The 22,740-nt window shown below is 61.9% G+C and carries 18 protein-coding genes; 13 read left to right on the forward strand and 5 right to left on the reverse strand.

What is annotated here, in order from left to right:
* Nucleotides 1-53 precede the first annotated feature (53 nt).
* Together ACWHRL_RS03035 and purC are read left to right on the forward strand one after the other, a co-directional pair.
* A complete protein-coding gene (locus ACWHRL_RS03035; RefSeq protein ID WP_447895173.1) occupies nucleotides 54-1,034 on the forward strand; it encodes a lipoprotein, NlpB in 981 nt (326 codons plus the stop codon).
* A gap of 27 nt (nucleotides 1,035-1,061) precedes the next feature.
* Nucleotides 1,062-1,778: a phosphoribosylaminoimidazolesuccinocarboxamide synthase gene (gene purC / locus ACWHRL_RS03040; RefSeq protein WP_447895174.1), complete on the forward strand. Its 717-nt coding sequence runs from the start codon at nucleotides 1,062-1,064 to the stop codon at nucleotides 1,776-1,778.
* Between the two features lie 42 nt (nucleotides 1,779-1,820).
* Here the strand turns inward: purC and tsaA are convergent, their stop codons facing one another.
* Complete coding sequence (tsaA, locus tag ACWHRL_RS03045; RefSeq protein ID WP_447895175.1) at nucleotides 1,821-2,534, reverse strand: tRNA (N6-threonylcarbamoyladenosine(37)-N6)-methyltransferase TrmO; 714 nt, start codon at nucleotides 2,532-2,534, stop codon at nucleotides 1,821-1,823.
* 120 nt (nucleotides 2,535-2,654) lie between these two features.
* Here tsaA and ACWHRL_RS03050 point away from each other — a divergent pair, with 120 nt between their 5' ends.
* Nucleotides 2,655-3,167 (forward strand): N-acetyltransferase family protein, encoded by a 513-nt coding sequence (locus ACWHRL_RS03050; RefSeq protein WP_447527810.1) that lies wholly within the window; start codon nucleotides 2,655-2,657, stop codon nucleotides 3,165-3,167.
* Nucleotides 3,168-3,184: 17 nt separating this feature from the next.
* Here ACWHRL_RS03050 and nadC read toward each other — a convergent pair whose 3' ends face one another.
* Entirely contained in the window at nucleotides 3,185-4,039 is an 855-nt protein-coding gene (gene nadC, locus ACWHRL_RS03055; RefSeq protein ID WP_447895177.1) for a carboxylating nicotinate-nucleotide diphosphorylase, read from the reverse strand.
* Nucleotides 4,040-4,116: 77 nt separating this feature from the next.
* On the opposite strand from nadC, the gene ampD reads away from it, so the two are divergent.
* From ampD to ACWHRL_RS03090, 7 genes are all read left to right on the forward strand, one after another.
* Nucleotides 4,117-4,701 (forward strand): 1,6-anhydro-N-acetylmuramyl-L-alanine amidase AmpD, encoded by a 585-nt coding sequence (ampD, locus tag ACWHRL_RS03060; RefSeq protein ID WP_447895178.1) that lies wholly within the window; start codon nucleotides 4,117-4,119, stop codon nucleotides 4,699-4,701.
* A gap of 403 nt (nucleotides 4,702-5,104) precedes the next feature.
* A complete protein-coding gene (gene aceE, locus ACWHRL_RS03065; RefSeq protein WP_447895179.1) occupies nucleotides 5,105-7,777 on the forward strand; it encodes a pyruvate dehydrogenase (acetyl-transferring), homodimeric type in 2,673 nt (890 codons plus the stop codon).
* Between the two features lie 57 nt (nucleotides 7,778-7,834).
* Entirely contained in the window at nucleotides 7,835-10,015 is a 2,181-nt protein-coding gene (gene aceF / locus ACWHRL_RS03070) for a pyruvate dehydrogenase complex dihydrolipoyllysine-residue acetyltransferase (protein ID WP_447895180.1), read from the forward strand.
* 220 nt (nucleotides 10,016-10,235) lie between these two features.
* Entirely contained in the window at nucleotides 10,236-10,889 is a 654-nt protein-coding gene (gene adk, locus ACWHRL_RS03075; RefSeq protein ID WP_447895181.1) for an adenylate kinase, read from the forward strand.
* Between the two features lie 141 nt (nucleotides 10,890-11,030).
* Complete coding sequence (gene tsaB, locus ACWHRL_RS03080; protein WP_447895183.1) at nucleotides 11,031-11,729, forward strand: tRNA (adenosine(37)-N6)-threonylcarbamoyltransferase complex dimerization subunit type 1 TsaB; 699 nt, start codon at nucleotides 11,031-11,033, stop codon at nucleotides 11,727-11,729.
* Nucleotides 11,726-12,442 carry a class I SAM-dependent methyltransferase gene (locus ACWHRL_RS03085; protein ID WP_447895185.1) on the forward strand — a complete coding sequence of 239 codons (717 nt, stop codon included), beginning with the start codon at nucleotides 11,726-11,728 and terminating at the stop codon, nucleotides 12,440-12,442. Before tsaB ends, ACWHRL_RS03085 begins: the two co-directional genes overlap by 4 nt.
* 16 nt (nucleotides 12,443-12,458) lie before the next feature.
* Entirely contained in the window at nucleotides 12,459-13,577 is a 1,119-nt protein-coding gene (locus ACWHRL_RS03090; RefSeq protein ID WP_447895186.1) for a phospholipase D-like domain-containing protein, read from the forward strand.
* Nucleotides 13,578-13,584: 7 nt separating this feature from the next.
* Here ACWHRL_RS03090 and ACWHRL_RS03095 read toward each other — a convergent pair whose 3' ends face one another.
* Nucleotides 13,585-14,268, reverse strand: coding sequence for a YecA/YgfB family protein (locus tag ACWHRL_RS03095; protein WP_447895187.1), 684 nt, complete (start codon nucleotides 14,266-14,268; stop codon nucleotides 13,585-13,587).
* An 83-nt stretch (nucleotides 14,269-14,351) separates the two neighbouring features.
* On the opposite strand from ACWHRL_RS03095, the gene ACWHRL_RS03100 reads away from it, so the two are divergent.
* The 3 genes from ACWHRL_RS03100 to ACWHRL_RS03110 all read left to right on the forward strand — a co-directional run bounded on the left by ACWHRL_RS03100 (nucleotide 14,352) and on the right by ACWHRL_RS03110 (nucleotide 17,913).
* Complete coding sequence (locus ACWHRL_RS03100) at nucleotides 14,352-14,903, forward strand: SprT family zinc-dependent metalloprotease (protein ID WP_447895188.1); 552 nt, start codon at nucleotides 14,352-14,354, stop codon at nucleotides 14,901-14,903.
* A gap of 166 nt (nucleotides 14,904-15,069) precedes the next feature.
* Nucleotides 15,070-17,019 (forward strand): acetate--CoA ligase, encoded by a 1,950-nt coding sequence (acs, locus tag ACWHRL_RS03105; protein ID WP_447527821.1) that lies wholly within the window; start codon nucleotides 15,070-15,072, stop codon nucleotides 17,017-17,019.
* Between the two features lie 231 nt (nucleotides 17,020-17,250).
* A complete protein-coding gene (locus tag ACWHRL_RS03110) occupies nucleotides 17,251-17,913 on the forward strand; it encodes a response regulator (RefSeq protein ID WP_447527822.1) in 663 nt (220 codons plus the stop codon).
* A gap of 275 nt (nucleotides 17,914-18,188) precedes the next feature.
* Here the strand turns inward: ACWHRL_RS03110 and ACWHRL_RS03115 are convergent, their stop codons facing one another.
* The gene (locus ACWHRL_RS03115) at nucleotides 18,189-22,127 is read right to left on the reverse strand and encodes a hybrid sensor histidine kinase/response regulator (protein WP_447895189.1); all 3,939 of its coding nucleotides are present in this window, start codon (nucleotides 22,125-22,127) and stop codon (nucleotides 18,189-18,191) included.
* A 78-nt stretch (nucleotides 22,128-22,205) separates the two neighbouring features.
* Nucleotides 22,206-22,739 (reverse strand): hypothetical protein, encoded by a 534-nt coding sequence (locus ACWHRL_RS03120; RefSeq protein ID WP_447527824.1) that lies wholly within the window; start codon nucleotides 22,737-22,739, stop codon nucleotides 22,206-22,208.
* Between the last annotated feature and the right edge of the window lies 1 nt (nucleotide 22,740).

The raw sequence follows: 22,740 nt of genomic DNA on the forward strand, positions 1-22,740 counted from the left end.
ACCCCAATGCCCGGCCACGCCGGGCGAGTGAACTGTTGACTTAAGGTGGCTTGATGAGCTCTGTGCTTAAAAGACCCGCGCTGAAATGTATGCCGCTGGCACTGGTTATGGGGGTGGCGCTTTCTGGCTGCGCACGCGATGGCTTCTATGACGATCGCAATCTGGACTACGCCGACGTCACCCCGGCTTCGCCGCTGGTGCTGCCGGAAAGCCGTAACGCCCAGCGCTACAACGATGCCATGCCGGTCCCCCAGGCATCGCTTCAGGGCAGCCGGGTCGAAAGCGCCGCCGACGTTGCTCCGCCGCCGTCGCTTTCGATCGGCAGTGGCCTGGAGCCCGAATACGTCGAGCGCCGCCAGGTAGGCAGCCGCGCTTGGCTGGTCGTCGCCGCCGATACCGGCGCCGTGTGGCCTCAGCTTGAAGCCTTCGCGCAAAGCCGTGGGCTGGGTATCCAACAAAGCGATGCCAATCAGGGCGTGATCGTCACCTCCCAGGCCAGGCTTGAACTGCAAAGCGCGCTGCGCGCGGGCAGTAGCGAAGTGCGCTGCGAGCAAAACGGCCAAGCGGCAAGCAGCTGCCTCGACGCCCTGGAAGAGTATCTGGGCGCGCGCAGCGCCACGGCCAGCGCCTCCTCCTGGAACGCGCAGCGCCTTTCCAACGAGCGCAGCTTGCAAATTCGCCAGCAAGACGGCGAGTGGGAAGCGGTCATTCCGCAAGATGCCGAGCGCGTATGGGCCGAGCTCGACCACTACATGACCCAGGATTTCACCGTCGAGAATCGCCGTGAGCTGGTCGAAAAGTCGCCGGAGAACTACGAATTTCTGGTCAACTACATGACCGCCTCGGAAGAGGGCCGCAACCCGATTCAGGTTGTCTTTAGTAACGACGTTCGCCGTATGACCCAGAACATTCGCTTGGTGCTCGAGCCCCAGGGCAACGAAAGCGTACTTCGCGCCATCAATGCAAGCGATCGCGAATTCAGTGCCAGTGATCAGCGCGAGCTTCTCGAGCGCGTTACCGGCTACTTGCGCTAACGTTTAACTACATTATTCGGAGCCCCCATGGAAAAGCGTGACGAACTCTACGCTGGCAAAGCCAAGTCGGTCTACACCACCGACGACCCGGACCTGCTGGTCCTTAAGTTTCGCGACGACACCAGCGCTTTTGATGGCAAAAAGATGGAGTCGCTGGCGCGCAAGGGGATGGTCAACAACGTCTTCAACGCCTTCATCATGGAGCGTTTGGAAGAGGCCGGGATTCCTACCCATTTCGAAAAGCAGCTCTGTGATACCGAGAGCCTGGTCAAGAAAATGGAGATGATTCCGGTCGAGTGTGTGATCCGTAACGTCGCCGCCGGCGGTCTGGTCAAGCGTCTGGGCATCGAGGAAGGGCAGGCGCTGACGCCGCCCACCTTCGAGCTTTTCTTGAAAAACGACGAGAAAGGCGACCCGATGATCAACGAATCATTAGCGGAGACCTTCGGCTGGGCCACCTCCGAGCAGCTTTTACAAATGAAGAAGCTGACCTACAAGGTCAACCAGGTGCTCAAGCAGCTCTTTCATGAGGGCGGCATGCTGCTGGTGGACTACAAGCTCGAGTTCGGCGTGTTCAAGGGTGAGATCGTACTCGGCGACGAGTTCTCCCCGGATGGCTGCCGTTTGTGGGACGCCAGCACCCGCGAGAAGATGGACAAGGACCGCTTCCGCCAAGGGCTCGGGGGCGTGATCGAGGCCTACGAAGAAGTCGGCCGCCGCCTGGGCATTACCTTTCCGGGCTAAGCGCTAATCTTGAGTACTGGGATTAAGTACTAATCTTAAGCACTAGGCGCTGCCGGGTTCGATAGCCACCACCTCCAGGGTGGTGGCGTTGTTTTGGGCGGCGCAAAATTTTACTTCCACATCGCGCAGGCGCAGGCCGTACACGCGCTCGCCGCTGGTGTGATAGGCGGGGCGCGGGTCCTGGCTGAGTACCTGCTCGATCAGCGCATAAAGCGACGCTCGGTCCGGACGGTTTCCCAAAAAGGTCAGCGCTTTGGCGCTGAATTCGACCGCCTTGAGCGTAGGCGCTTGCGGTGCGAAGCCCGCTTGTGCCTCGGGCACCGATTCCGCCCAGGGCAGGTAAGGCTTGATATCCACGACCGGTGTACCGCTGACAAGATCGCACCCTTCCAGTTGCAGGCGCACGCCGTTTTTGAGCTCGATGCCCACCAGTTTGACCAGCGAAAGCCCTAGCCGGTTGGGGCGATGGGTGCTGCGGCTGGCGAACACCCCGACCTTTTGATTGCCGCCAAGCCTTGGCGGGCGTACCAGCGGTGTCCAGCGTGTGGGGCTTTGGTGAAAGATGAAACTCAGCCACAAATGGCTAAAGGTTTCGAGCCCTCGCACCGCCAGTGGGTCGTTATAGGGCGCCTGCAGTTCGAGGGTCGCCCTGGCCGCCGGGGCAAGCCCTGGCTGGCGCGGTATGCCGAACTTGTCCGGGTAGTCGCTCGCTATCAGTCCAACGGGCGCGAGTGAAAAGGGCGGGGCGTTGTGCATCGCGTGGCCTTGTGCTGAGATAGGTGCCCCAGTATAAAGCAGCAAGGCGCCTGGGCCGAGCGACTGGAAAATCCGAGGGGCCTTATGTTTTAACCCCCGAACCCTGCGTAGAGGTGGTGCATGACGACAACACGAGAGCCGGCCGCGCGCATTACCTACCGCCAGGCCCTGGGGCGCGACGCCTCGGATCAAGCGGAGGTGTTTTATCACGCGGTGATGCAGGGGGCGGCGAGCCACTACGCGACGAGTGAGCGCGAAGCTTGGGCCAACGCGCTGCCCCGCGAGGCCAGCGCCTGGGCGGCCCGCCACGCCTTTTATACGACCCTGGTGGCGGTATGCGACGGGCGCTGCGTGGGCTTTTTGGAGCTCGACAGCCAAAACGCGCGGATTGTCACCCTCTACGTTTGGCCCTCGCTTACCGGGCGCGGGATCGGCAGTACCCTGCTGATCCACGCCGAGCGCCTGCTGCTCGAGCAGGGCATTACGCGGGTCGAGATCGAGGCGAGCCTGGTGCTTTATGAGCGCCTCGAGCGCCGCGGCTTTGAAAACCACGGCGAGCAGTGGGTGGAGCGCAGCGGCGAGTGGCTCAAGCGCTACCACATGAGCAAGGCGCTCAAGGCCGTCGAGACCTAACGCCTTACGCTTGAGAGCTAAATGCTAAAGGTTTGGGTGATGCGCATGGAAAGGTCGATCGAGGCGATATCCTGGGTCAGCGCGCCGCTCGAAATCGTGTCGACCCCGGTCTCGGCGATGGCTCTTAGCGTGGTGGCATCCACGTTGCTCGAGGCCTCCAATACCGCCCGGCCGCCGTTGATCTCCACCGCCACGTAGAGATCCTCAATCTCGAAGTTATTCAGCATGACGATATCGGCGCCGGCGGCCAGTGCCTGGTCGAGCGCCTCAAAAGTGGCGACCTCGACCTCGACGAGCACATCGCTTGCAAGCTTGCGCGCCTGGGACACGGCGGCCTGGATGCCGCCGCAGGCCGTAATGTGGCTCTCCTTGATCAGGAAAGCATCCCAAAGGCCCAAGCGATGATTGTGCCCGCCGCCGCAGGTCACCGCGTACTTCTGGGCGATGCGCATTCCCGGCAGCGTCTTGCGGGTATCGAGTAGCCGGGTCGAGGTGCCCTTTAGAAGGTCAACGTAGGCACGGGTCGTCGTGGCCGTCGCACTCAACGTTTGTAGAATGTTTAGCGCGGCGCGCTCGCCGGTTAACAGACTGGCCGCCGGGCCCTCCAGTTCCAGAAAATGGTGCTCGGGCGTAATGGTGTCGCCATCCGCTGCTTCCCAGCGCAGCGTAACGCGGCTGTCCAGACGGCGAAAAATCTCGTCGACCCAGGCCACGCCGCAAAGCACCGCGTTTTGGTGTGCACTGACGCGGGCGGTCGCCCACTGGTGCTCGGGAATCAGCTGCGCAGTGATGTCCCCCGCGCCCACGTCCTCCGCCAGCAGGCGGGCGGCGCTTTCGCGGATCTCTTCGGCAAGAGCGTTTTGATAATGCATGGCGGTATGGTCTCAAGGCGTAGGTATAGCGCAGAGTATAGTGAATTTACTACCCGAACCTAGAGGAGAGTGGTGACGTGGTCCAACCCGGTATCCCGGGCATCTGGCCTGGCGCACGCCAGGCCAGATCGCCCAATGCAGACGAGCGCGCGGGCGGCGAAGTGTCGCTTTTGGTGATTCACGCGATCAGCCTGCCGCCTGGCCAGTTTGGCGGCCCGGCGATCGAGGCGCTGTTTACCAATACCCTGGATGCGAAGCGCCACCCGTTTTTCGAAACGATTGCCCACCTTCGCGTCTCTGCGCATCTGTTGATCCGCCGCGACGGCGAGTGCGTGCAGTTTGTCGATACCGACCGGCGCGCCTGGCACGCCGGGCGCTCACGCTGGTTCGACCCTTGCCTTGGGCGTTCGCGCGAGGCGCTCAACGAGTTTTCCGTGGGTATCGAGCTCGAAGGCGACGGCGTGAGTCCGTTTACCCGCGCCCAGTACAAAAGCCTGGTCGCGGCGACCCGGTGGCTGATAGCGCGTTATCCGGCGCTCGATGCGTCGCGCATTACCGGCCACGCGCATATTGCCCCGCTTCGTAAAGAGGACCCGGGACCCTGCTTTGATTGGGCCTACTATCATCAACGTCTGAATTCACCGTCATTGCGCCTGCGTTAGGCGAGCAGGGCGTCTGACAAGCCCAACGCATTCATTCGTCGGGAAATAAAACGGTAGTTTGACTACAGTTCCCGCCAGTCGAGGGTATGGAAATAGCTTCCAAAAGCGCTATGTTGCGGTGCAATATGCTGTTTTGGATGGAATTTCCATCGCGCTGGAATTGGCAGAATAGCGACTTTGCGGTATCTTCTATATACAAAAGGCTACCCTTTACGGCCCCTATGTAGCTTTCCTACATTCTCGAGCGTTTGCCTGATCGGGTAGCTCGTTGAATGTAGAATAAAAAACGTTCAAGACACGCAAGCTCGGCTTTTATCGGCCTTGGCGGCTCAACGTCGCAGCCGCCCCATCCCCAAAAGGGTCGCGGGCGTATTGTCATTTATCGTCATTCGGAGAGACCTCTATGAGTCTGGAGACAAGAGAAGATCTCGATCCGGTCGAAACCACGGAGTGGCTGGAATCCCTGGAATCGGTACTGGATCGTGAGGGCGAAGATCGCGCCCGCTACCTGATGACCCGCCTGGCGGATCGCATGCGTCGGGACGGTATGAAGGTGCCCTTCTCGGTGACGACCCCGCACCGTAATACGATTCCGGTTCACCGCGAAGCGCAGATGCCGGGCGATTTGTTCATGGAGCGGCGTATCCGCTCGCTGATTCGCTACAACGCGATCGCCCAGGTCATTCGTAACAACCGGGCAAACCCGGGATTGGGCGGCCACATCGCAAGTTTCATGTCCTCGGCCACGCTTTATGATGTGGGCTTCAACCACTTCTTCCGCGCGGCAAAGGACGACTTCGCCGGCGACCTGGTCTACATCCAGGGCCACGTGGCGCCGGGTATCTACGCGCGCTCCTACCTGGAAGGGCGGCTGTCCGAGGATCAGATGGACAGCTTCCGCCAGGAAGTCGACGGCGACGGTCTTTCGTCCTACCCGCACCCCTGGCTAATGCCGGACTACTGGCAGTTCCCCACGGTTTCCATGGGACTTGGCCCCATTCAGGCCATCTACCAGGCCCACGTGATGAAGTACCTGCATCACCGTGAGCTCAAGGACATGCACGATCGTAAGATCTGGTGCTTCATGGGCGACGGCGAGTGCGACGAGCCGGAATCCCTGGGCGCGATCTCGCTGGCGGGCCGTGAGAACCTCGACAATCTGATCTTTGTCATCAACTGCAACCTGCAGCGCCTCGACGGCCCGGTACGCGGTAACTCCCGCGTCATGGACGAGCTCGAAGGTGTGTTCCGCGGTGCCGATTGGAACGTCATCAAGGTCGTTTGGGGCCGCCATTGGGACTCGCTGTTCGAGAAGGACAGCAAGGGCGTTCTGCAAAAGCGCATGGACGAAGCGGTCGATGGTGAGTACCAGAACTACAAGGCCAACGGTGGCGCCTACACCCGCGAGCACTTCTTCGGCAAATACCCGGAAACCGAAGAGATGGTCAAGGATCTCTCAGACGAAGACATCTGGAAGCTCAACCGCGGCGGTCACGACCCGTTCAAAGTCTACTCGGCCTACCACGAAGCGGTGAATACCCAAAACGGCAAGCCGACGGTCATTCTGGCGCATACCGTAAAAGGTTACGGCATGGGTGCCGGCGACGGCGAAGCGGCCAACGAGGCCCACCAGGTCAAGAGCATGGAGCACGAGGCGCTGAAGAAATTCCGCGACCGCTTCGGCATTCCGCTTTCTGACGAGCAGCTGCAGGAAGTGCCGTACTACAAGCCCGAGGAGGACTCCCCGGAGCTCAAGTACATGCACCTGCAGCGCGAGCGCCTGAACGGCTACCTGCCGAGTCGCCAGAGCGACTTCGAGGCGCTGGAAATCCCTACCCTCGAAGACAAGACCTTCGCCTCGCAGCTCGGCGGTTCGCGCGGCCGTGAAGTGTCGACCACCATGTCCTTCGTGCGCGTGCTCAACGGCCTGGTCAAGGACAAGAAGCTTGGCAAGTACGTCGTGCCTATCATCCCGGACGAAGCGCGTACCTTCGGCATGGAAGGCATGTTCCGCCAGCTGGGTATTTACTCCGCGGCCGGGCAGAAATACGAGCCGATGGATAAAGGCCAGATCATGTACTACCGCGAGGACCAGAAAGGTCAGGTTCTCGAGGAAGGTATTACCGAGGCGGGTGCGATGTCGGCCTGGATGGCGGCCGCGACCTCCTACAGCAACAACCACGTCACGCTGTTGCCGTTTTACATCTACTACTCGATGTTCGGTTTCCAGCGCATTGGCGATTTGGCTTGGGCGGCAGGCGATTTGCAGGCGCGCGGCTTCATGGTCGGCGGCACCGCCGGGCGGACCACGCTCAACGGCGAAGGCTTGCAACACCAGGATGGCCACAGCCTGATCCAGGCCTCCACCATCCCCAACTGCAGAAGCTACGATCCGACCTATGGCCACGAAATCGCGGTGATCGTTCAGGACGGTCTGAAGCGCATGTTCACCGATAAGGAGAACTGCTTCTACTACCTGACCGTGATGAACGAGAACTACGAGCACCCGGAGCTCGAGGACGTGCCCGCCGACGATATCGTCAAAGGCATGTACCTGCTGCGCGAAACCAAAGGTGACAAGGGCCGCGTTCAACTGCTCGGTTCCGGCACCATTTTGCGCGAGGTCGAAGCCGCGGCGGAGCTTCTGGCCGAGGATTGGCAAGTGGGCGCCGATATCTGGAGCGTCACCAGCTTCAACGAGCTGCGTCGTGAAGCGCTAACCCTTGATCGCGAAGCCTTCCTGAACCCGGAGAGTGAGGCGCAAACGCCCCACGTCACCAAGTGCCTGGCAGGCCGCGAGGGCCCGGCCATCGCCTCGACGGACTACATGAAGCTTTATGCCGATCAGGTCCGCGCTTGGGTGCCGACTGAGTACACCGTACTGGGCACCGACGGCTTTGGCCGCTCGGACACCCGCGAGAAGCTGAGAAGCTTCTTCGAGGTGGACCGCTACTTCGTGGTGGTCGCCGCCCTGCGGGCGCTGGCCGAGCGTGGCGATATCGAACGTAAGCTGGTGGGCGAGGCGATGAAGAAGTACAACATCGACGCCAACAAGCGTAACCCGCTGACTAGCTAAACCGCAGCCCGGTGGGCAGTGCCCGCCGGCTCGATCCGATTTGGAAGGAGCGCGACCTTGAGTAGCGAAATCATCAAAGTTCCCGATATCGGTGGCGATACCGATGTCGAAATCATCGAGATTGCGGTGTCAGAAGGCGACGTCATCGAAGCGGAAGACGCCCTGATAACGCTGGAATCCGACAAGGCCAGCATGGATGTTCCCTCGCCCAAGGGCGGCAAGGTCGTCAAGGTGCTGGTAAAAGAAGGCGACAAGGTCTCCGAAGGCGACGACATCATCGAGCTCGAAGTCGAGGGTGATGATGACGGCGACGGCGACGGCGACGGCGACGGCGACGGCGAGCAGGCCGAAAGCGACGACCAACAAAGCAGCGAGCAGCCAGAAAGCGCCGCCCAGGACGAAGGCCAGCAGGAGCAGAAAAGCGAGCAGAAAAGCGCTTCCTCCGGCAGTGCCAAACAATCCGGCGGTAAGCAGACCGTCGATATTATCGTACCCGACCTTGGTGGCTCCGAGAACGTCGAGATCATCGAGGTCGCCGTCAGCGAAGGCGATAGCGTCGAGGCCGAAGACGCGTTGATCACGCTCGAGTCCGATAAGGCTTCGATGGACGTGCCGAGCCCACACACCGGTAAGATCGTCTCTTTCACCGTGAAAGAGGGCGACACCGTCTCGGAAGGCGACGTGATCGGCCAGATCGAAATCGAAGGCGAAGGAGCCGGCGAGGACGAAAGCGATAGCGCGGACGACGCGCCGGAGCAAAAGCAAGACCCGGCTTCCGATGCCGGCGATACCGAGTCCGATGAAGCCGATGACGACGAGGACGATGACGAGGAAGAGAGCGGGGGGACCGAGCGCAAGGAAGTTCGCGTACCGGATCTTTCCGGCGCCTCGGAAGTGCCGGTCATCGAAATCGCCGTGTCCAAGGGCGACGAGGTCAACGAAGAAGACGCGCTGATCACGCTGGAGTCCGACAAGGCCTCGATGGACGTACCGAGCCCTTACAAGGGCAAGCTGGTCGAGGTCAGCGTCAAGGAGGGCGATACCGTCTCGGAAGGCACGGTGATCGCGATTATCGAAGTGGCCTCCTCGGGCGGTGCCAAAAAGGCGAAAAAGCCCACCGGCAAGCCGTCGGATCAACAGAAGGACGCTGAGAACAGCACCTCGAACCAAGGCTCTGAGAGCAAGAAGTCGGAGACCCAAAAAACCGAGAGCAAATCCGCTGACAAGGCCCCTTCGAAAGGCAAGGGCGAAAGCGCGGGTGGCTCGCCAAGCCCGGAAGCGGCCATGGCGGCGCACAAACCGCGCGACGGCAAGCTGGTCCACGCCGGCCCCGCGGTACGCATGCTCGCCCGTGAGTTCGGCGTCGACCTCGAACTCGTCAAGCCCAGCGGTCCGAAAGAGCGCATCCTGAAAGAGGACGTGCAGGCCTACGTCAAGCAGGCGCTCTCCAACGAGGGCGGTGCGAAGGCCCAGGCTGGCGCGGCCCCTGCCGGCGGCGGCAGCGGCATTCCGCCGATTCCGGAGGTCGACTTCAGCCAGTTCGGCGAAGTGGAAGAGAAGCCGATGGGGCGTCTGCTCAAGATGGGCGCGACCAATCTGCACAGAAGCTGGGTGAACGTGCCCCACGTGACCCAGTTCGACGAGGCGGACATCACCGAGCTCGAGAACTTCCGCAAGTCGATGAAAGCCGAGGCCGAAGCCCAGGGCGCGAAACTCACGCCGCTGCCGTTTTTGGTCAAGGCCTGCGCCTTTGCCCTCAGGAAGTTCCCGCAGTTCAACGTAAGCTTGAAGGGCGACGGCGAAACCCTGGTATGGAAGAAGTACGTCCATATCGGTATCGCCGTGGACACGCCCGAAGGCCTGATGGTGCCGGTTCTTCGCGATGCGGACAAGAAATCCTTGATCGACATCGCCAAGGAGATGGCCGAACTTGGCAAGAAAGCGCAGAGCAAAAAGCTCAAGCGCGACGAGATGACCGGCGGCTGTTTCACCATTTCGAGCCTTGGCTCGATTGGCGGCACGGCGTTCACGCCGATCGTCAACGCTCCGGAAGTCGCGATCCTGGGCGTGTCGAAGTCGCAGATGAAACCGGTCTGGGACGGCGCTGCCTTCCAGCCGCGTTTGATGATGCCGCTGTCGCTCTCTTACGATCACCGTGCGATCAACGGCGCTGACGCTGCGCGCTTCACCGCGTTTTTGGCCGATGTGCTGACCGATATCCGTCGCCTGCTGCTCTAGGCAGCGTTGGCGGAAAGTAAGCGGCGCCCATTTTTATGGGCGCCGCTTGCGTTTCATCGACCCCCTTTTGAGGCAAGGCGCCGGGCCAAACGAAAAAAAGCGCTCGTTTGAGGCTTTTGGAGAGTTGTGCCGCCCGAGTGGCCCGGTTATTGTCCTTCTATTCACGTTTACTTTGACCGTTTTATTACTTTGAACGATTTATGACTCGAGGAGCAGTGCCATGCGTTTAATCTTGTTGGGTGCCCCAGGCGCGGGTAAGGGAACCCAGGCCCGGTTCATTTGCGAGCGGTTCAAGATTCCGCAGATCTCGACCGGCGACATGCTCCGCACGGCCATCAAGGACGGCACCGAGCTTGGCCTGAAGGTTCAGGAAATCATGCAAACCGGCGGGCTTGTGTCCGATGACATCATCATCGACCTGGTGAAAGAGCGCATTAGCCAACCCGACTGCGAAAACGGTTTTCTCTTCGACGGCTTCCCGCGCACCATTCCCCAGGCCGACGCCATGCGCGAAGGCGGCGTGAAGATCGACCACGTGCTGGAAATCGCCGTGCCCGACGAAGAGATCGTCGACCGTATGGCCGGGCGCCGCGTACACCCAAGCTCCGGGCGCGTCTATCACATCGACCATAACCCGCCCAAAGAGCCTGGCAAGGACGATGTGACCGGCGAAACCCTGATTCAGCGCGAAGACGATCAGGAGTCCACGGTGCGCAATCGTCTGTCGGTCTATCACGACCAGACCGCACCACTGATCGACTACTACCAGCAGTGGGCCACGCAAGAACCCGAGGCGGCGCCCCAGTACCAGCGCGTGGAAGGGGTGGGCAGCGTTGCCGACATCACGCAACAAGTGAAAGACGCCCTGAGCTAAATTACTGGCTTTTCAGGCACCGGGGCCCGCTAATGCGGGCCTTTTACATCGCCGGGCTTTCGGCGTTCAACGCCTGGTTTTATCATATCGCCTCGAGGCGCCCCTGTTACCTGCGCCCCTGGATTGGAGTATCAAGTCGTCATGCCGTCATACCTTCTCGCCCTGGACGCCTCGTCGAGTGCCTGTTCCGCGGCGCTCATCCGCGCCGAGGGCGAGCGCCGCGAATGTCTGGCCCGCTTCGAGCATACCCCGCGCGCCCATACCAAGCGGCTAATGCCCATGGTGGACGACGTGCTCAGTGAAGCCGGGATCGCCCCGAAGGCGCTCAGCGGTATTGCCTATGGCCAGGGGCCGGGCTCGTTTACCGGGCTGCGTATCGCCGCGGGCACCGCCCAGGGGTTGGCGTTCGGCCTCGACTGCCCGCTGGTGGGCGTCTCCACCCTCGAGGCGCTGGCGCTCCAGGCTCATCGGCGCTACCACGTTCGCCATGTCGTGACCGCCCTCGATGCGCGCATGGGAGAAGTCTACACCGCTGCCTGGCACTGTCAGAACGACGCCCCCACGTTGATCGATGAAGAGGTGGTCGTAGCGCCTACCCGGGTATTGCTACCCGACCTGCAGACCGACTGGGTCGGTGTCGGCTCGGGATTTACCCTCTGGGAGCAGTTCGACGATCTCTTGAAGGCGAGCATGACCCAGCACCTGAGCGATCTCGAGCCCCGGGCCGAGGAGATGGCCTGGCTTGCGCTGCGCACTCTGGAAAGCGGCGGCGGCCAGGCCCCGATCGAGGTGCAGCCGGTTTATCTGCGCAACGACGTGGCCTGGAAGAAGCCTGCATGAATAGCGTGCAGGCCCCAGGCCTTGGGCTTCCCGCCGGGCTGAGCCTGGCCGAAATAGACGGGCGGCTAGCGCTTGCGGGCGAGCCTGGGGAGTTCGGCCACCCCTTGAGCGTGGATTTCGTCGGCGGCAAGGCCGGGCACCGGCGCCAGTTCGGCGGCGGGCGCGGCCAGCTGATCGCCAAGGCGTGTGGCTTGAGCCAGGGCGTGACACCGAGTGTGGTGGATGCCACCGCCGGACTTGGCCGCGACGCCTTCGTGCTGGCAAGCCTTGGGGCGCCGGTGCTGTTGATCGAGCGGGTAGCGGCGATCGCCGCGCTGCTCGAAGACGGCCTGGCCCGCGCCGCCCGCGAAAGCCAGGTTGAGATGATCGTGGCGCGAATGCACCTGCTTCATGGCGACGCTGCCCGCGCGCTCGCCGCGCTGGTCGAGCAGGCCGGCTTTATCCCGGAAGTCGTTCATCTGGACCCGATGTTCCCTCACCGGGAGAAGTCCGCGCTGGTGAAAAAGGAGATGCGTCTGTTTCGGCTTTTGGCGGGCAGCGACGACGATGCGCCGCTTCTTCTGGAGCAGGCGCTGGATGTGGCCACTCACCGCGTGGCGGTCAAGCGCCCGCGCAAGGCGCCGCCCATCGAAGGCCCCGCGCCCAATCATACGCTGCTGGGCAAAACCAGCCGCTACGACCTTTACGTGCACCGTTCGCTTAAACCCCGTTAACGGCCGAGGAGTCGCCATGTCGCCCATATGGCGCGACGGTAATCGCTTTACCCTGCTGCCCGAAGCATCCATATTTCTGCCCGAGATGCTCGAGGCGATGGCGAGCGCCGAACACTATATTTTCGTCGAACTCTACCTGATGGAGTCCGGCGAGCTTGCCGACCGGCTAAGTCAGGCGCTGATCGACGCCAGCGCGCGGGGAGTGAAGGTATATTTGCTGCTCGATGGCTACGGCGCCCGGGGGCTTGCGCGTAAAGACCGTGCGCGGCTAATGGAAGGGGGCGTGGCGCTGCGCTTTTTCAACCCGCTGGGGCTTCATTCGCTGGCACGTAACTTGAGCCGGGATCACCGCAAGATCGTGGTGGTGGATGGGGGGGTGGCGTTTACCGGTGGCTTCGGCGCGGTGGATGAGTTTTTGAAGGCCTGGTATGAAATTGCCGTGCGCGTCGAGGGCCCATCGGTTAACGACTGGGAGTCACTATTTCGCCGGCTGTGGCGCTCGAAGCTGACGCGCCGCGCCAAGGGTAGCCCCGAGTGCGAGCTGGTCGAGCGCCGTACGCCGCCGGCGTTCGATGACGGCGCCAAGGGGCGGGTGATGCCGGCCCGGGGCTATCGCTACCAGGCGATCCGGCGTTCGCTTTTTGAGCGGGTGCGCCACACCGACACGCGGCTTTGGCTCTGCACGCCGTACTTCGTACCGACGTTTTCACTGCGCCGGCGGCTGGCCTGGGCGGCCCGGCGCGGGGTCGATGTGCGTTTGCTGTTGCCTGGCCAAAAACACGACCACCCGGGCGTGCGCTACGCCGGGCAGCGTTACTATCAGGCGCTATTGAAAGCGGGAGTGCGGATTTACGAGTTCCAGCCGACCTTCATCCACGCCAAGTTCGTGCTCGCCGACGACTGGGTGAGTATCGGGTCGTGTAACTTCGATCACTGGAACCTGCACTACAACCTGGAGGCCAATCAGGAGATCGAATCTTTTGATATGGCCCGCCAGGTTCAGGCGCTTTTCGAGCGTAACTTCGCCGCAAGCGACGAGGTCGATGCCACCGCCTGGGGTGAGCGCCCCTGGGGCCAGCGTGCCCGCGAGTGGATTTACGGGCTGCTGAACGCGGTGGTGATGCGCCTTAAGTAGGTCGGCTCTAACGCTTTTTGCCCTTGGGCGATTTTTTACCGGCGGGCTTTTTGGGCCGTGGCTTGGGCTTGGCGGTTTCCGGCGGTACGCGGTAGTGCAGGTATAAATCGAGCACCAGCTCCGGCAACTGCGCAACGAGCTCCTCCTGGCGGGCGGTGTCGCCGGCTAAATCCTGCATGTCCGGCTCGTCGTCGAAAAGCCCGGAGAGCAGCATGAAAGGCAAAAGTAGCGTAGCCGCGGCCTCCTCATCGTCCTGGAACCAGGCGCTTTCGTCGCTAAACACCGCTTCCATGAACCCGGCGCACCAGTCGCCGATGGGCGTCTCTTCCGGCGCAATGCCGTCCAGGCTCAGCTCGAAGGGCAGCTCCGGAAGCCCCCCTTGCTCTAGCACGCTGACCGCATTGTCGCGAAGGGTGGCCAAGAGCCCGGTGATCTCATCGCGCTCGGCGGCGTCCTGGTAGTCGGGCTCGCCCTGAAAAAGCTCCTTGAGCCAGGTGTCGTGAGGCTGCTCGCTGGGGGCCACGGCCAGCGCCACCAAAAAGCCGTGGGCAGAAATCAGATCCAGCGCGTCTTCGCCGACGCGGTCGGAGTCGAGAAAGTCGTCCAGCCGGTCGAGCTGCTCGTCGTCCAGCAGCGGCTCCGGCGGGAGCTGCTCGGAATTTTCACTGCTACTTTGCGGTTCAACTGCCATAAAAGGCCTCGTTCGATCATTTTGAGAAATCCGGCGCGATCGCTCACACTGGCAAGCGTCACCTGGGAGCTAGTTTATCATCAATGCGTATTTCTCCACTGCCCGCCTGGCCGCTCGAGCGGCTAAATGCGTTAAGCCAGCCGGCGCTTTTTGACGCTGCCCGCACCCGCGTCGACGAGGCGCTGGCGCGGGCTCGCGAGGTGCACCCCCATTTACCCGCGCCCAGGGTGTGGTTCGACCTCAAGGGCGCTAGCGCCGGCCAGGCCCACCTGGGGCGCGGGGGCTTGCGCTTCAACCCGGCGCTGATGGCGGACAACCGCCTGGCCTATTTTGATGAGGTCATTCCCCACGAAATGGCCCACTGGCTGGTGTTCCATCTCAAAAACGGCCCGCGCCTGAAGCCTCACGGGCGCGAGTGGCAAACCGTGATGCGCGAGCTTTACGGCCTTGCCCCGCGCGTGACCCACCGCTTGGATATCACCCAAACCCAGCGCCGGCCTTATCACTACCGCTGCGATTGCCAAAGCCACCATTTCACTGCCCAACGCCATGCTCAGGCGGCCAAGGGGCGGCGCTACAAGTGCCGGCGTTGCGCCCACACGCTTCGCTTCATCGCCCGAGTTGAACCAGAATAGGGCATTAAACACCTGTTTTTTATGGCAAATTAGCTACTACCAATGTCTAAGGGGAAGGTGCTCTGAGTAGGTTTATGCTAGGTTGATATTTGCCCGCCTGACCCGGCACGATCTACGGGCGGCGCCGTTTTCCAACTATTGCAATTTCACGGACTGAGGCAGTGTCATGAGCGAGCATAAGAACGTTTATCCGGTGCGCGATAACATCGCTGCTAATGCATGGGCTGACAAGGCCAGTTATGAGGCCCTGTACCAGCGCTCCATCGACGACCCCGAAGGTTTCTGGGCCGAGCAGGCCAAGCGACTCGATTGGATCAAGGCGCCGGGCACCATCAAGAACACCTCGTTTTCACGTGACAATGTCGATATCCGCTGGTTCGAGGACGGCACGCTCAACGTCGCCGCCAACTGCCTGGACCGCCACCTGGAAAAGCGCGGCGACCAGACCGCGATCATCTGGGAAGGCGACGACCCGAATGACACCAAGCACGTAAGCTACCGCGAGCTTTACGAGCGCACCAACCAGCTTGCCAACGCGATGAAGTCCCTGGGCGTCGGCCGTGGCGATACGGTCACGCTCTATATGCCGATGATTCCCGAAGCCGCCATGGCAATGCTCGCTTGTGCGCGTATCGGCGCGGTGCACTCGGTGGTGTTTGGCGGCTTCTCCCCGGACGCCGTTGCCCAGCGCGTGATCGGCGCCGACTCCAAACTGGTCATCACCGCCGACGAGTCCGTACGCGGCGGCAAACAGGTACCGCTCAAGGAGAACGTCGACGCGGCGCTGACCCGCGATGGCACCGAGGTGTGCAAGAACGTGCTGGTGGTCAAACGCACCGGCGGCGATATCGACTGGCACGAGGGGCGGGATATCTGGTTCAGTGATCTGGTCGATCAGCAATCCACCGAGTGCGCGCCGGAAGCGATGGGCGCCGAAGATCCGCTGTTCATTCTCTATACCTCCGGTTCCACCGGTGCGCCCAAAGGGCTCAAGCACACCTCCGGCGGCTACCTGCTGTTCGCGGCCATGACCCACCAGTACGTGTTCGACTACCAGGAAGGCGAAATCTACTGGTGTACGGCGGATGTCGGCTGGGTCACCGGTCACAGCTACATCGTTTACGGGCCGCTGGCCAATGGCGCGACGACGCTGATGTTCGAAGGCGTGCCCAGCTACCCAAGCCACGGCCGCATCGGTGAGATCGTCGACAAGCACCAGGTGAATATCCTTTATACCGCGCCGACCGCGGTGCGCGCGCTGATGGCCCACGGCGACAGCGTGATGGACTCAAGCTCTCGCGACTCGCTGCGCCTTTTGGGCTCGGTCGGCGAGCCGATCAATCCGGAGGCCTGGGAGTGGTTCTACCGGGTGATCGGCAACGAAAAATGCCCGATCGTCGATACCTGGTGGCAAACCGAAACCGGCGGCATCATGATCGCCCCGCTACCCGGCGCGACCGACCTCAAACCCGGTTCCGCTACCAGGCCTTTCTTCGGTGTCCAGCCGGCGCTCGTCGACAACGAAGGCACTCTTCTCGAAGGTGCGACCGAAGGCAACCTGGTGGTGCTCGACTCCTGGCCGGGGCAGGCGCGCTCTATCTGGGACGACCACGAGCGCTTCGTGCAGACCTACTTCTCGACCTACGACAACATGTACTTCACCGGCGACGGCTGCCGGCGCGATGAAGACGGCTATTACTGGATCACCGGGCGGGTAGATGACGTGTTGAACGTTTCCGGTCACCGCATGGGCACCGCCGAGATCGAGTCGTCGCTGGTTGCGCACTCAGCGGTCGCCGAGGCGGCAGTAGTAGGCTTTCCGCACGATATCAAAGGCCAGGGCATCTATATCTACGTCACCTTGAATGATGGCATCGAGGCCTCTGACGAGCTCAAGAAGGAGCTGACCCAGTGGGTGCGCAAGGATATCGGGCCGATCGCCTCGCCGGACGTGATCCAGTGGGCGCCGGGGCTGCCCAAAACTCGCTCGGGCAAAATCATGCGCCGGATTCTGCGCAAGATCGCCGCCAACGAGTGCGAGGGGCTTGGGGATACCAGCACGCTGGCGGATCCCTCGGTGGTCGACGATCTGATCGAGCATCGCGCCACGCAGTAGCCCGCCAAGGAATATCAGACGTTGAATGGTAGGCTATGTTAAGTTGAACGCAGGTCACAACCGTTCGGGTGCCGGCTTTTAGCCGGCACCGTTTTTTTACGCCGGATGACGAATGACAAATTGTGCATGGCGGAGCTTTTGTAACTTAAAGCCCATGGGGTACCATGCTAAACCGTATGAGCTAGCCGTTGCGGCAAAGATGTCCCGCGCTCGAGGAACCGGAGGAGTATCATGGCAGTAGCCCATAAGTTTATCGTCGCTGACGATCATCCGCTGTTTCGAGCAGCGCTTACCCAGGCGTTGCGTCAATTGGCTCCCCAGGCGGAGATCGTCGAAGCCGATACCATGGAAGCTACCACCGAGGTGGTGAACCGCCACCCGGACGCGGATCTGATTTTGCTCGATCTGCACATGCCCGGCGCCCACGGCTTCTCGGGACTTATCCAGCTTCGCGGCCAGATGCCCGACGTGCCGGTAGCGGTGGTCTCCGGTAGCGACGAGCCTTACGTCGTGCGCCGCGCCATCGACTACGGTGCCTCGGGCTTTATTCCCAAGTCGTCGTCGCTTCAACTGATTGCCGAGGCGGTCGGTGAGATCCTTCAGGGCGAAGTATGGCTGCCCGAGGCGCTGGCCGGCATTTTGGAAGAGACCAGCGAAGAGGAGTCGCGCTTTGCCGAGGCGATCGCCTCGCTCACGCCGCAGCAGTTTCGCGTGCTCAACATGCTGACCGAAGGCCTTTTGAACAAGCAGATCGCTTTTGAGCTCAACGTCTCCGAGGCGACCATCAAGGCCCACGTCACCGCGATTCTGCGCAAGCTGGGCGTTCATTCGCGCACCCAAGCCGTGATCGCCGCCCAGAAACTCGAGGTCGAGCCGCCGAAAGTCGAATCCTGACCGCGGGTATGTGAGTTTCAGAGACCTCGCTTATGGTATCCATAAGCGAGGTTTTCTTGTTTAGAGGCCGCTACACCTTGCGCTGGTTCGAGTAACCCGTAGCAGGGGTCTTTCGCCAGGGCCGAAAAGGAGCTCCTGCCTTTCCGGCATTCCCGCCATCCATGGCGGTCAGATGGGGAAAGTAGCGTACAGGGAGGTATTCACAGCGCCCCTGCGTAGGGTTGCTCGAACCAGCCTTTTCCTGTAGCAAAGTTACCCTTTTCGACACGCCAGGTTTAGGTCCTAGCGCGGCTGGCCTGCAGCGTGCGGGTCAAAAGTGCGCGCAGGGCGGCGGGTTTGACCGGTTTTAAAAGCAGCTGGTAGCCCGAGCGCTTCACTTCTTCGGCGACCTCCTCGGTGCGGTCGGCGGTAATCACGATACCCGGTACCGCGCCTTTCAAACGCTCGCTGAGCGCCTCCAGCGCCATCAGGCCGGTGACCTCGTTATCCAGGTGGTAGTCGGCCAGAATCGCGTCCGGGTCGCCGTCCATGTTACGCAAAATCGACTTCGCCCCGCCGATGCTGGTGGCGGTGAATACCTCGCAGCCCCAGCCGCTGAGCATCGCCGTCATGCCTTCGAGTATCAGCGTTTCGTTATCGATACACACGATTCGCGCGCCGGCCAGCTTGTTGCCGCCGCGCCGGGTGGGCGCCTCGCTCGCATCCGCGCTGCGCTCCTGGGCGGCCACCACCGGCACGCTGACCGAAAACACCGTGGCCACCCCCGGCCAGGAGCGCACCTTGATCGGGTGATCCAGCACGCGGCTCATCCGGTCGGCGATCGAGAGCCCCAGCCCTAGCCCTTTTTCGCTCTCCTTGTGGCGCGATACCTGATCCAGACGACGAAACTCCTGGAAGATTTCGGTGAGTTTCGACTCGGGGATCCCCGGGCCGCTGTCCCACACCTCGATGTTCAGGCGGCCGTTTTGGCGGCGGCAACCCAGCAGCACGCGGCCCTGCTGGGTGTAGCGCAGGGCGTTGGAGAGAAAGTTCTGTACGATGCGTCTCAGCATCTGCGGGTCGGAGTCGACCCAGAGCGCGGTGGGCACGACCTTGAGATCCAGGCCGCGCTCGTCGGCCATCACATCGAACTCGGCGCGCAGCGGGCGGGTGATATCCGAAAGCGCAAAATGGCTGCGCCGCGGGGTCAAGGCGCCGGCGTCGAGCTTGGAGATATCCAGCAGCGTGCTCAAAAGCTCCTCGGCGGCCTGTAGCGAGTTGTCGATATGGCCGATGGTGCGCTGGGTGCCGCTTTCCTGCTCGTTTTGCATCAGCGCCGAGGTGAAAAGCCGGGCCGCATTCAAGGGCTGGAGCAGGTCGTGGCTCGCCGCAGCCAGAAAGCGCGTTTTGGAGGCGTTGGCGTCTTCGGCGACCTGCTTGGCCTGGCGCAGCGCCTGCTCCGCCTCGGCGCGTACGCGGTTCTCCTGGCGCAGCGCCGCGTTGGCCTTGGAGAGCGCCTGGGTGCGCTCGCGCACCCGCTCCTCGAGGGTCTCGTTGGTCTCCTTGAGCGCGATCTCGGCCTGGCGGCGTTCGGTAATATCCTGATACAGCGCGAAAAAGCCCAGAATCGACTGGCTGTCGCCGAAGTGGGGCGTGTAGGTCACCAGCATGTAGCGCATGTGCGTGTCCACGCGCATGGCCACCTCGAAGCTCACCCGCTCGCCGCTTTGGGCTCGCTTCACCCAGGGCAGGCGCTCCTCGGCCTGTTTCACCGGCAAAACGTCTTCGAAACGGCGGCCGATCACCGCGTTACGGTCGATGCCAAAGGCCTGTTCGTAGGCGCGGTTGGTAAACAGGTAGCGGCTCTCTTTATCGAAGTAGGCGATCAGTGCCGGTACGTTGTCGGTGTAAATCCGGATATTGTTTTCCGAGCGAATCAGCGCCTCTTCGATGTGCTTTTGCTGGGTGATGTCCTGATAGGTGTACACGAAACCACCGCCGGGCATCGGCGTGCCCTGAACTTCCAGGACGCTGCCGTCCTGGCGGTAGCGCACGTAGCGGTGGGGCTGGCCCTTGCGAATGTTATCCATCAAAAGCTCGACGTGCTCTTCCGGATCCCCCGGGCCGTACTCGCCGTTGTGGGCGTTGTAGCGAAAGATGCGATCGATCGGCGCGCTCACCCGAATCAAGTGATCGGGAAAGCGGAAGAGCTCCAGATAGCGCTGGTTCCAGACCACCAGGCGCAGGTTCTGGTCGACCACGCTGATGCCCTGGTTGATGTTCTCGATGGTGGCCTGCAAAAGCGCCCGGTTGAACTCCAGCACCTGGGAGGCTTCGTCGACGATCGAGATCACATCCGAGATACCGATACCGCGGCCCTGAAGCGCCGAGTTCACCACGATGCGCGCCGAGGAGGCGCCGAGTACAGAGGCTAGAAAGCGTTCGGTGAACTGAATCACGTCGATCGAGGCGCGGGTGGCGTTATCCAGCGGCTTGCCGGCCCGCCCGGCGTAGTCCTCGAAGGCGCGCGCCACCTGGTCGGCGCTTAGAAAACGCTCGCAGAGCACCTTGAGATCGCCCACGGTGGTGGCCCCGGTCCAGGGGCGGTTGACCGAGGTCTGGCGGGTCTCGACGCTGTCAACGAACAGAGACGCTTGGATGCGCTCGACCACCCGCTGCGAGCTCACCTGGGAGACGAATATATAGCAAAACAGATTCACCCCTAAAGAGAGCATGACGCCGTGAGTGAAGCTATCGCCCAGGTTCAAACCAAAAAGCGCCGTGGGCGAGAGCCAGCCGATACCCAGCGGCCCGCCAGCAAGCCACGCCTGAGGCAAAACGCCTGCGCTGATCATCGCGGGCAACAGCAGGCTGTAGGTCCAGATCGCGAAGCCCGCGTTCATGCCGATGACGACCCCCAGCCGGTTACCGCGCTTCCAGTAGAGCCCGCCGATCACCGCCGGGGCAAACTGGGCGGCAGCGGCAAACGAGAGCATGCCGATCGAGGCGAGCGAGGTGAACTCGGCAAGCAGCTGATAAAAGCCGTAGGCCATCGCCAGCACGGCGATGATCGTCAGGCGCCGGGCGCGCAGCACCAGTCGGCCGTAGTCCCGCGCCTTGGTGTCGAACCAGCGCAGCCGGAAAAGCGCTGGAATCACGATCTCGTTGGAGATCATGATCGACACTGCCACCGCCGCGACGATCACCATGCCGGTGGCCGCGGAGAAGCCGCCGATAAAGGTCAACAGCGTCAGCCACTCGTGGCCGGAGGCCATGGCTAGCGTCAACACGTAGGTGTCGGGCTCCACGCCGCTGTCCGAGAACAGATAAAGGCCCGCGGCGGCCAACGGCACCACGAAAAAAGCGATCGCCAGCAGGTAGAGCGGGAAGAGCCAGCGCGCCTTGGTGGCGTCGTCCGGGTGGATGTTTTCGACCACGGCAACGTGGAACTGGCGCGGCAGGCACAAAATGGCCAGCATCGCTAAAAGCGTTTGCGCCCAGAAGCTCTGGCCGAAATCCTGGTTGGCGAGCTGGCGCTGTAGGCCCAGCTGGGTTTCGGCGTGCTGCATTAACGCACCTAGCCCGTCGAACATGCCCCAGGTGACGAAGGCCCCCAGCACGACAAAGGCGAAGAGCTTGACCAGCGACTCGAAGGCGACGGCGTGGATCAGCCCCTCGTGATGCTCGGTGGCGTCGGTGTGGCGGGTGCCGAACAGCACCGCGAAAAGCGCCATGACGATCGCCACGTAAAAGGCGGTATCGTTGAAAAGCGCCCCGGTGGGGGCGTTGTTTTCGGTCAGCACGCTAAACGTGGTCGATACGGCTTTGAGCTGCAACGCGATATAGGGCAGGGTGCCGATCAGCGCCACCAGGCTTGCGAAGGCGGCAAGCGACTGGCTCTTGCCGTAGCGCGAGGCGATGAAGTCGGCAATCGAGGTGACGTTTTGGTGCTTGGCGACGCGAATCATCTTGGCCAGCACCGGCCAGAAGAGTAAAAAGGTCAGAATCGGGCCGACGAAAATACTCGCAAAGGACCAGCCCGCCGTAGCGGCCTGGCCCACCGCGCCGTAAAACGTCCAGGAGGTGCAGTAAATCGCCAGCGCGAGGCTGTAGATGATCGGCCGGCGGCGGCTGGCACCGCGGGTACGCGCGCGGCGGTCGCCAAACCAGGCAATGCCAAAAAGCACCGCGATATATAAAAGCGATACCGCGACCAGCAGCCCACCGTGAAACATGCCTATTCCCTCTACCAACGATTATTTTGCCCAGTAAGCGGTGCTTGCAAGGTTCTCCATTCTAGGCAAAAGCGGCGCTTACGTCTGCTCTTGAGCGCCCGCGAGTCCGCAGACCGCTGTGAGTAGCGGCGAGGTTTCGCGCAGGCGGCGTAATTCGCCGGGGGAGGCCGCGTCGGCTGTGCTGTTCAACGCCATTAGCTCGCGAGTAGCGCAGTTTAGAACGTAAGGCTGGGTGGTCAGAATATCGGTGTGGTGGCGCTCGAACTGATACAGCAGGAACTCCGCCACCCAAGCGTCCTCGATCTCTCGGGCCACGATATTGTCGCTATCCACTACGCTGAATTTGGTGGTCATGGGAAAGGCAAACGTCCAGGGACGCCATACCGCAGTCGACGTATCGCTTGAAATCACGCGCGCCGTCTCCGGCAGCTGCGCTTTTTTGTGCTCGAACCAGGAGTATTCTACCTGAATCTGATAGGCCAGCATGCCAAGCCCCCCCAATACCGGCACGACCCATTTGGGAAGGCGTTTGCCGCTTAATGCGCGCAGCAGCAGGCCGATCCCGGCGCCAGCAAGTCCGGCAAACACGGCGGCGATCAGGTGCCATATCATA

Source organism: Vreelandella sp. GE22 (assembly GCF_968212445.1).

Bases quoted from the DNA above. Each gene is read 5' to 3' on its own strand.
- ACWHRL_RS03120 (WP_447527824.1), bottom strand. From the start codon at position 22,739: ATGATATGGCACCTGATCGCCGCCGTGTTTGCCGGACTTGCTGGCGCC.
- ACWHRL_RS03035 (WP_447895173.1), top strand. From the start codon at position 54: ATGAGCTCTGTGCTTAAAAGACCCGCGCTGAAATGTATGCCGCTGGCA.
- tsaB (WP_447895183.1), top strand. From the start codon at position 11,031: ATGCCGTCATACCTTCTCGCCCTGGACGCCTCGTCGAGTGCCTGTTCC.
- ACWHRL_RS03090 (WP_447895186.1), top strand. From the start codon at position 12,459: ATGTCGCCCATATGGCGCGACGGTAATCGCTTTACCCTGCTGCCCGAA.
- nadC (WP_447895177.1), bottom strand. From the start codon at position 4,039: ATGCATTATCAAAACGCTCTTGCCGAAGAGATCCGCGAAAGCGCCGCC.
- aceE (WP_447895179.1), top strand. From the start codon at position 5,105: ATGAGTCTGGAGACAAGAGAAGATCTCGATCCGGTCGAAACCACGGAG.
- purC (WP_447895174.1), top strand. From the start codon at position 1,062: ATGGAAAAGCGTGACGAACTCTACGCTGGCAAAGCCAAGTCGGTCTAC.
- ACWHRL_RS03050 (WP_447527810.1), top strand. From the start codon at position 2,655: ATGACGACAACACGAGAGCCGGCCGCGCGCATTACCTACCGCCAGGCC.
- ACWHRL_RS03100 (WP_447895188.1), top strand. From the start codon at position 14,352: ATGCGTATTTCTCCACTGCCCGCCTGGCCGCTCGAGCGGCTAAATGCG.
- tsaA (WP_447895175.1), bottom strand. From the start codon at position 2,534: ATGCACAACGCCCCGCCCTTTTCACTCGCGCCCGTTGGACTGATAGCG.
- ACWHRL_RS03085 (WP_447895185.1), top strand. From the start codon at position 11,726: ATGAATAGCGTGCAGGCCCCAGGCCTTGGGCTTCCCGCCGGGCTGAGC.
- ACWHRL_RS03115 (WP_447895189.1), bottom strand. From the start codon at position 22,127: ATGTTTCACGGTGGGCTGCTGGTCGCGGTATCGCTTTTATATATCGCG.
- ACWHRL_RS03095 (WP_447895187.1), bottom strand. From the start codon at position 14,268: ATGGCAGTTGAACCGCAAAGTAGCAGTGAAAATTCCGAGCAGCTCCCG.
- adk (WP_447895181.1), top strand. From the start codon at position 10,236: ATGCGTTTAATCTTGTTGGGTGCCCCAGGCGCGGGTAAGGGAACCCAG.
- ACWHRL_RS03110 (WP_447527822.1), top strand. From the start codon at position 17,251: ATGGCAGTAGCCCATAAGTTTATCGTCGCTGACGATCATCCGCTGTTT.
- acs (WP_447527821.1), top strand. From the start codon at position 15,070: ATGAGCGAGCATAAGAACGTTTATCCGGTGCGCGATAACATCGCTGCT.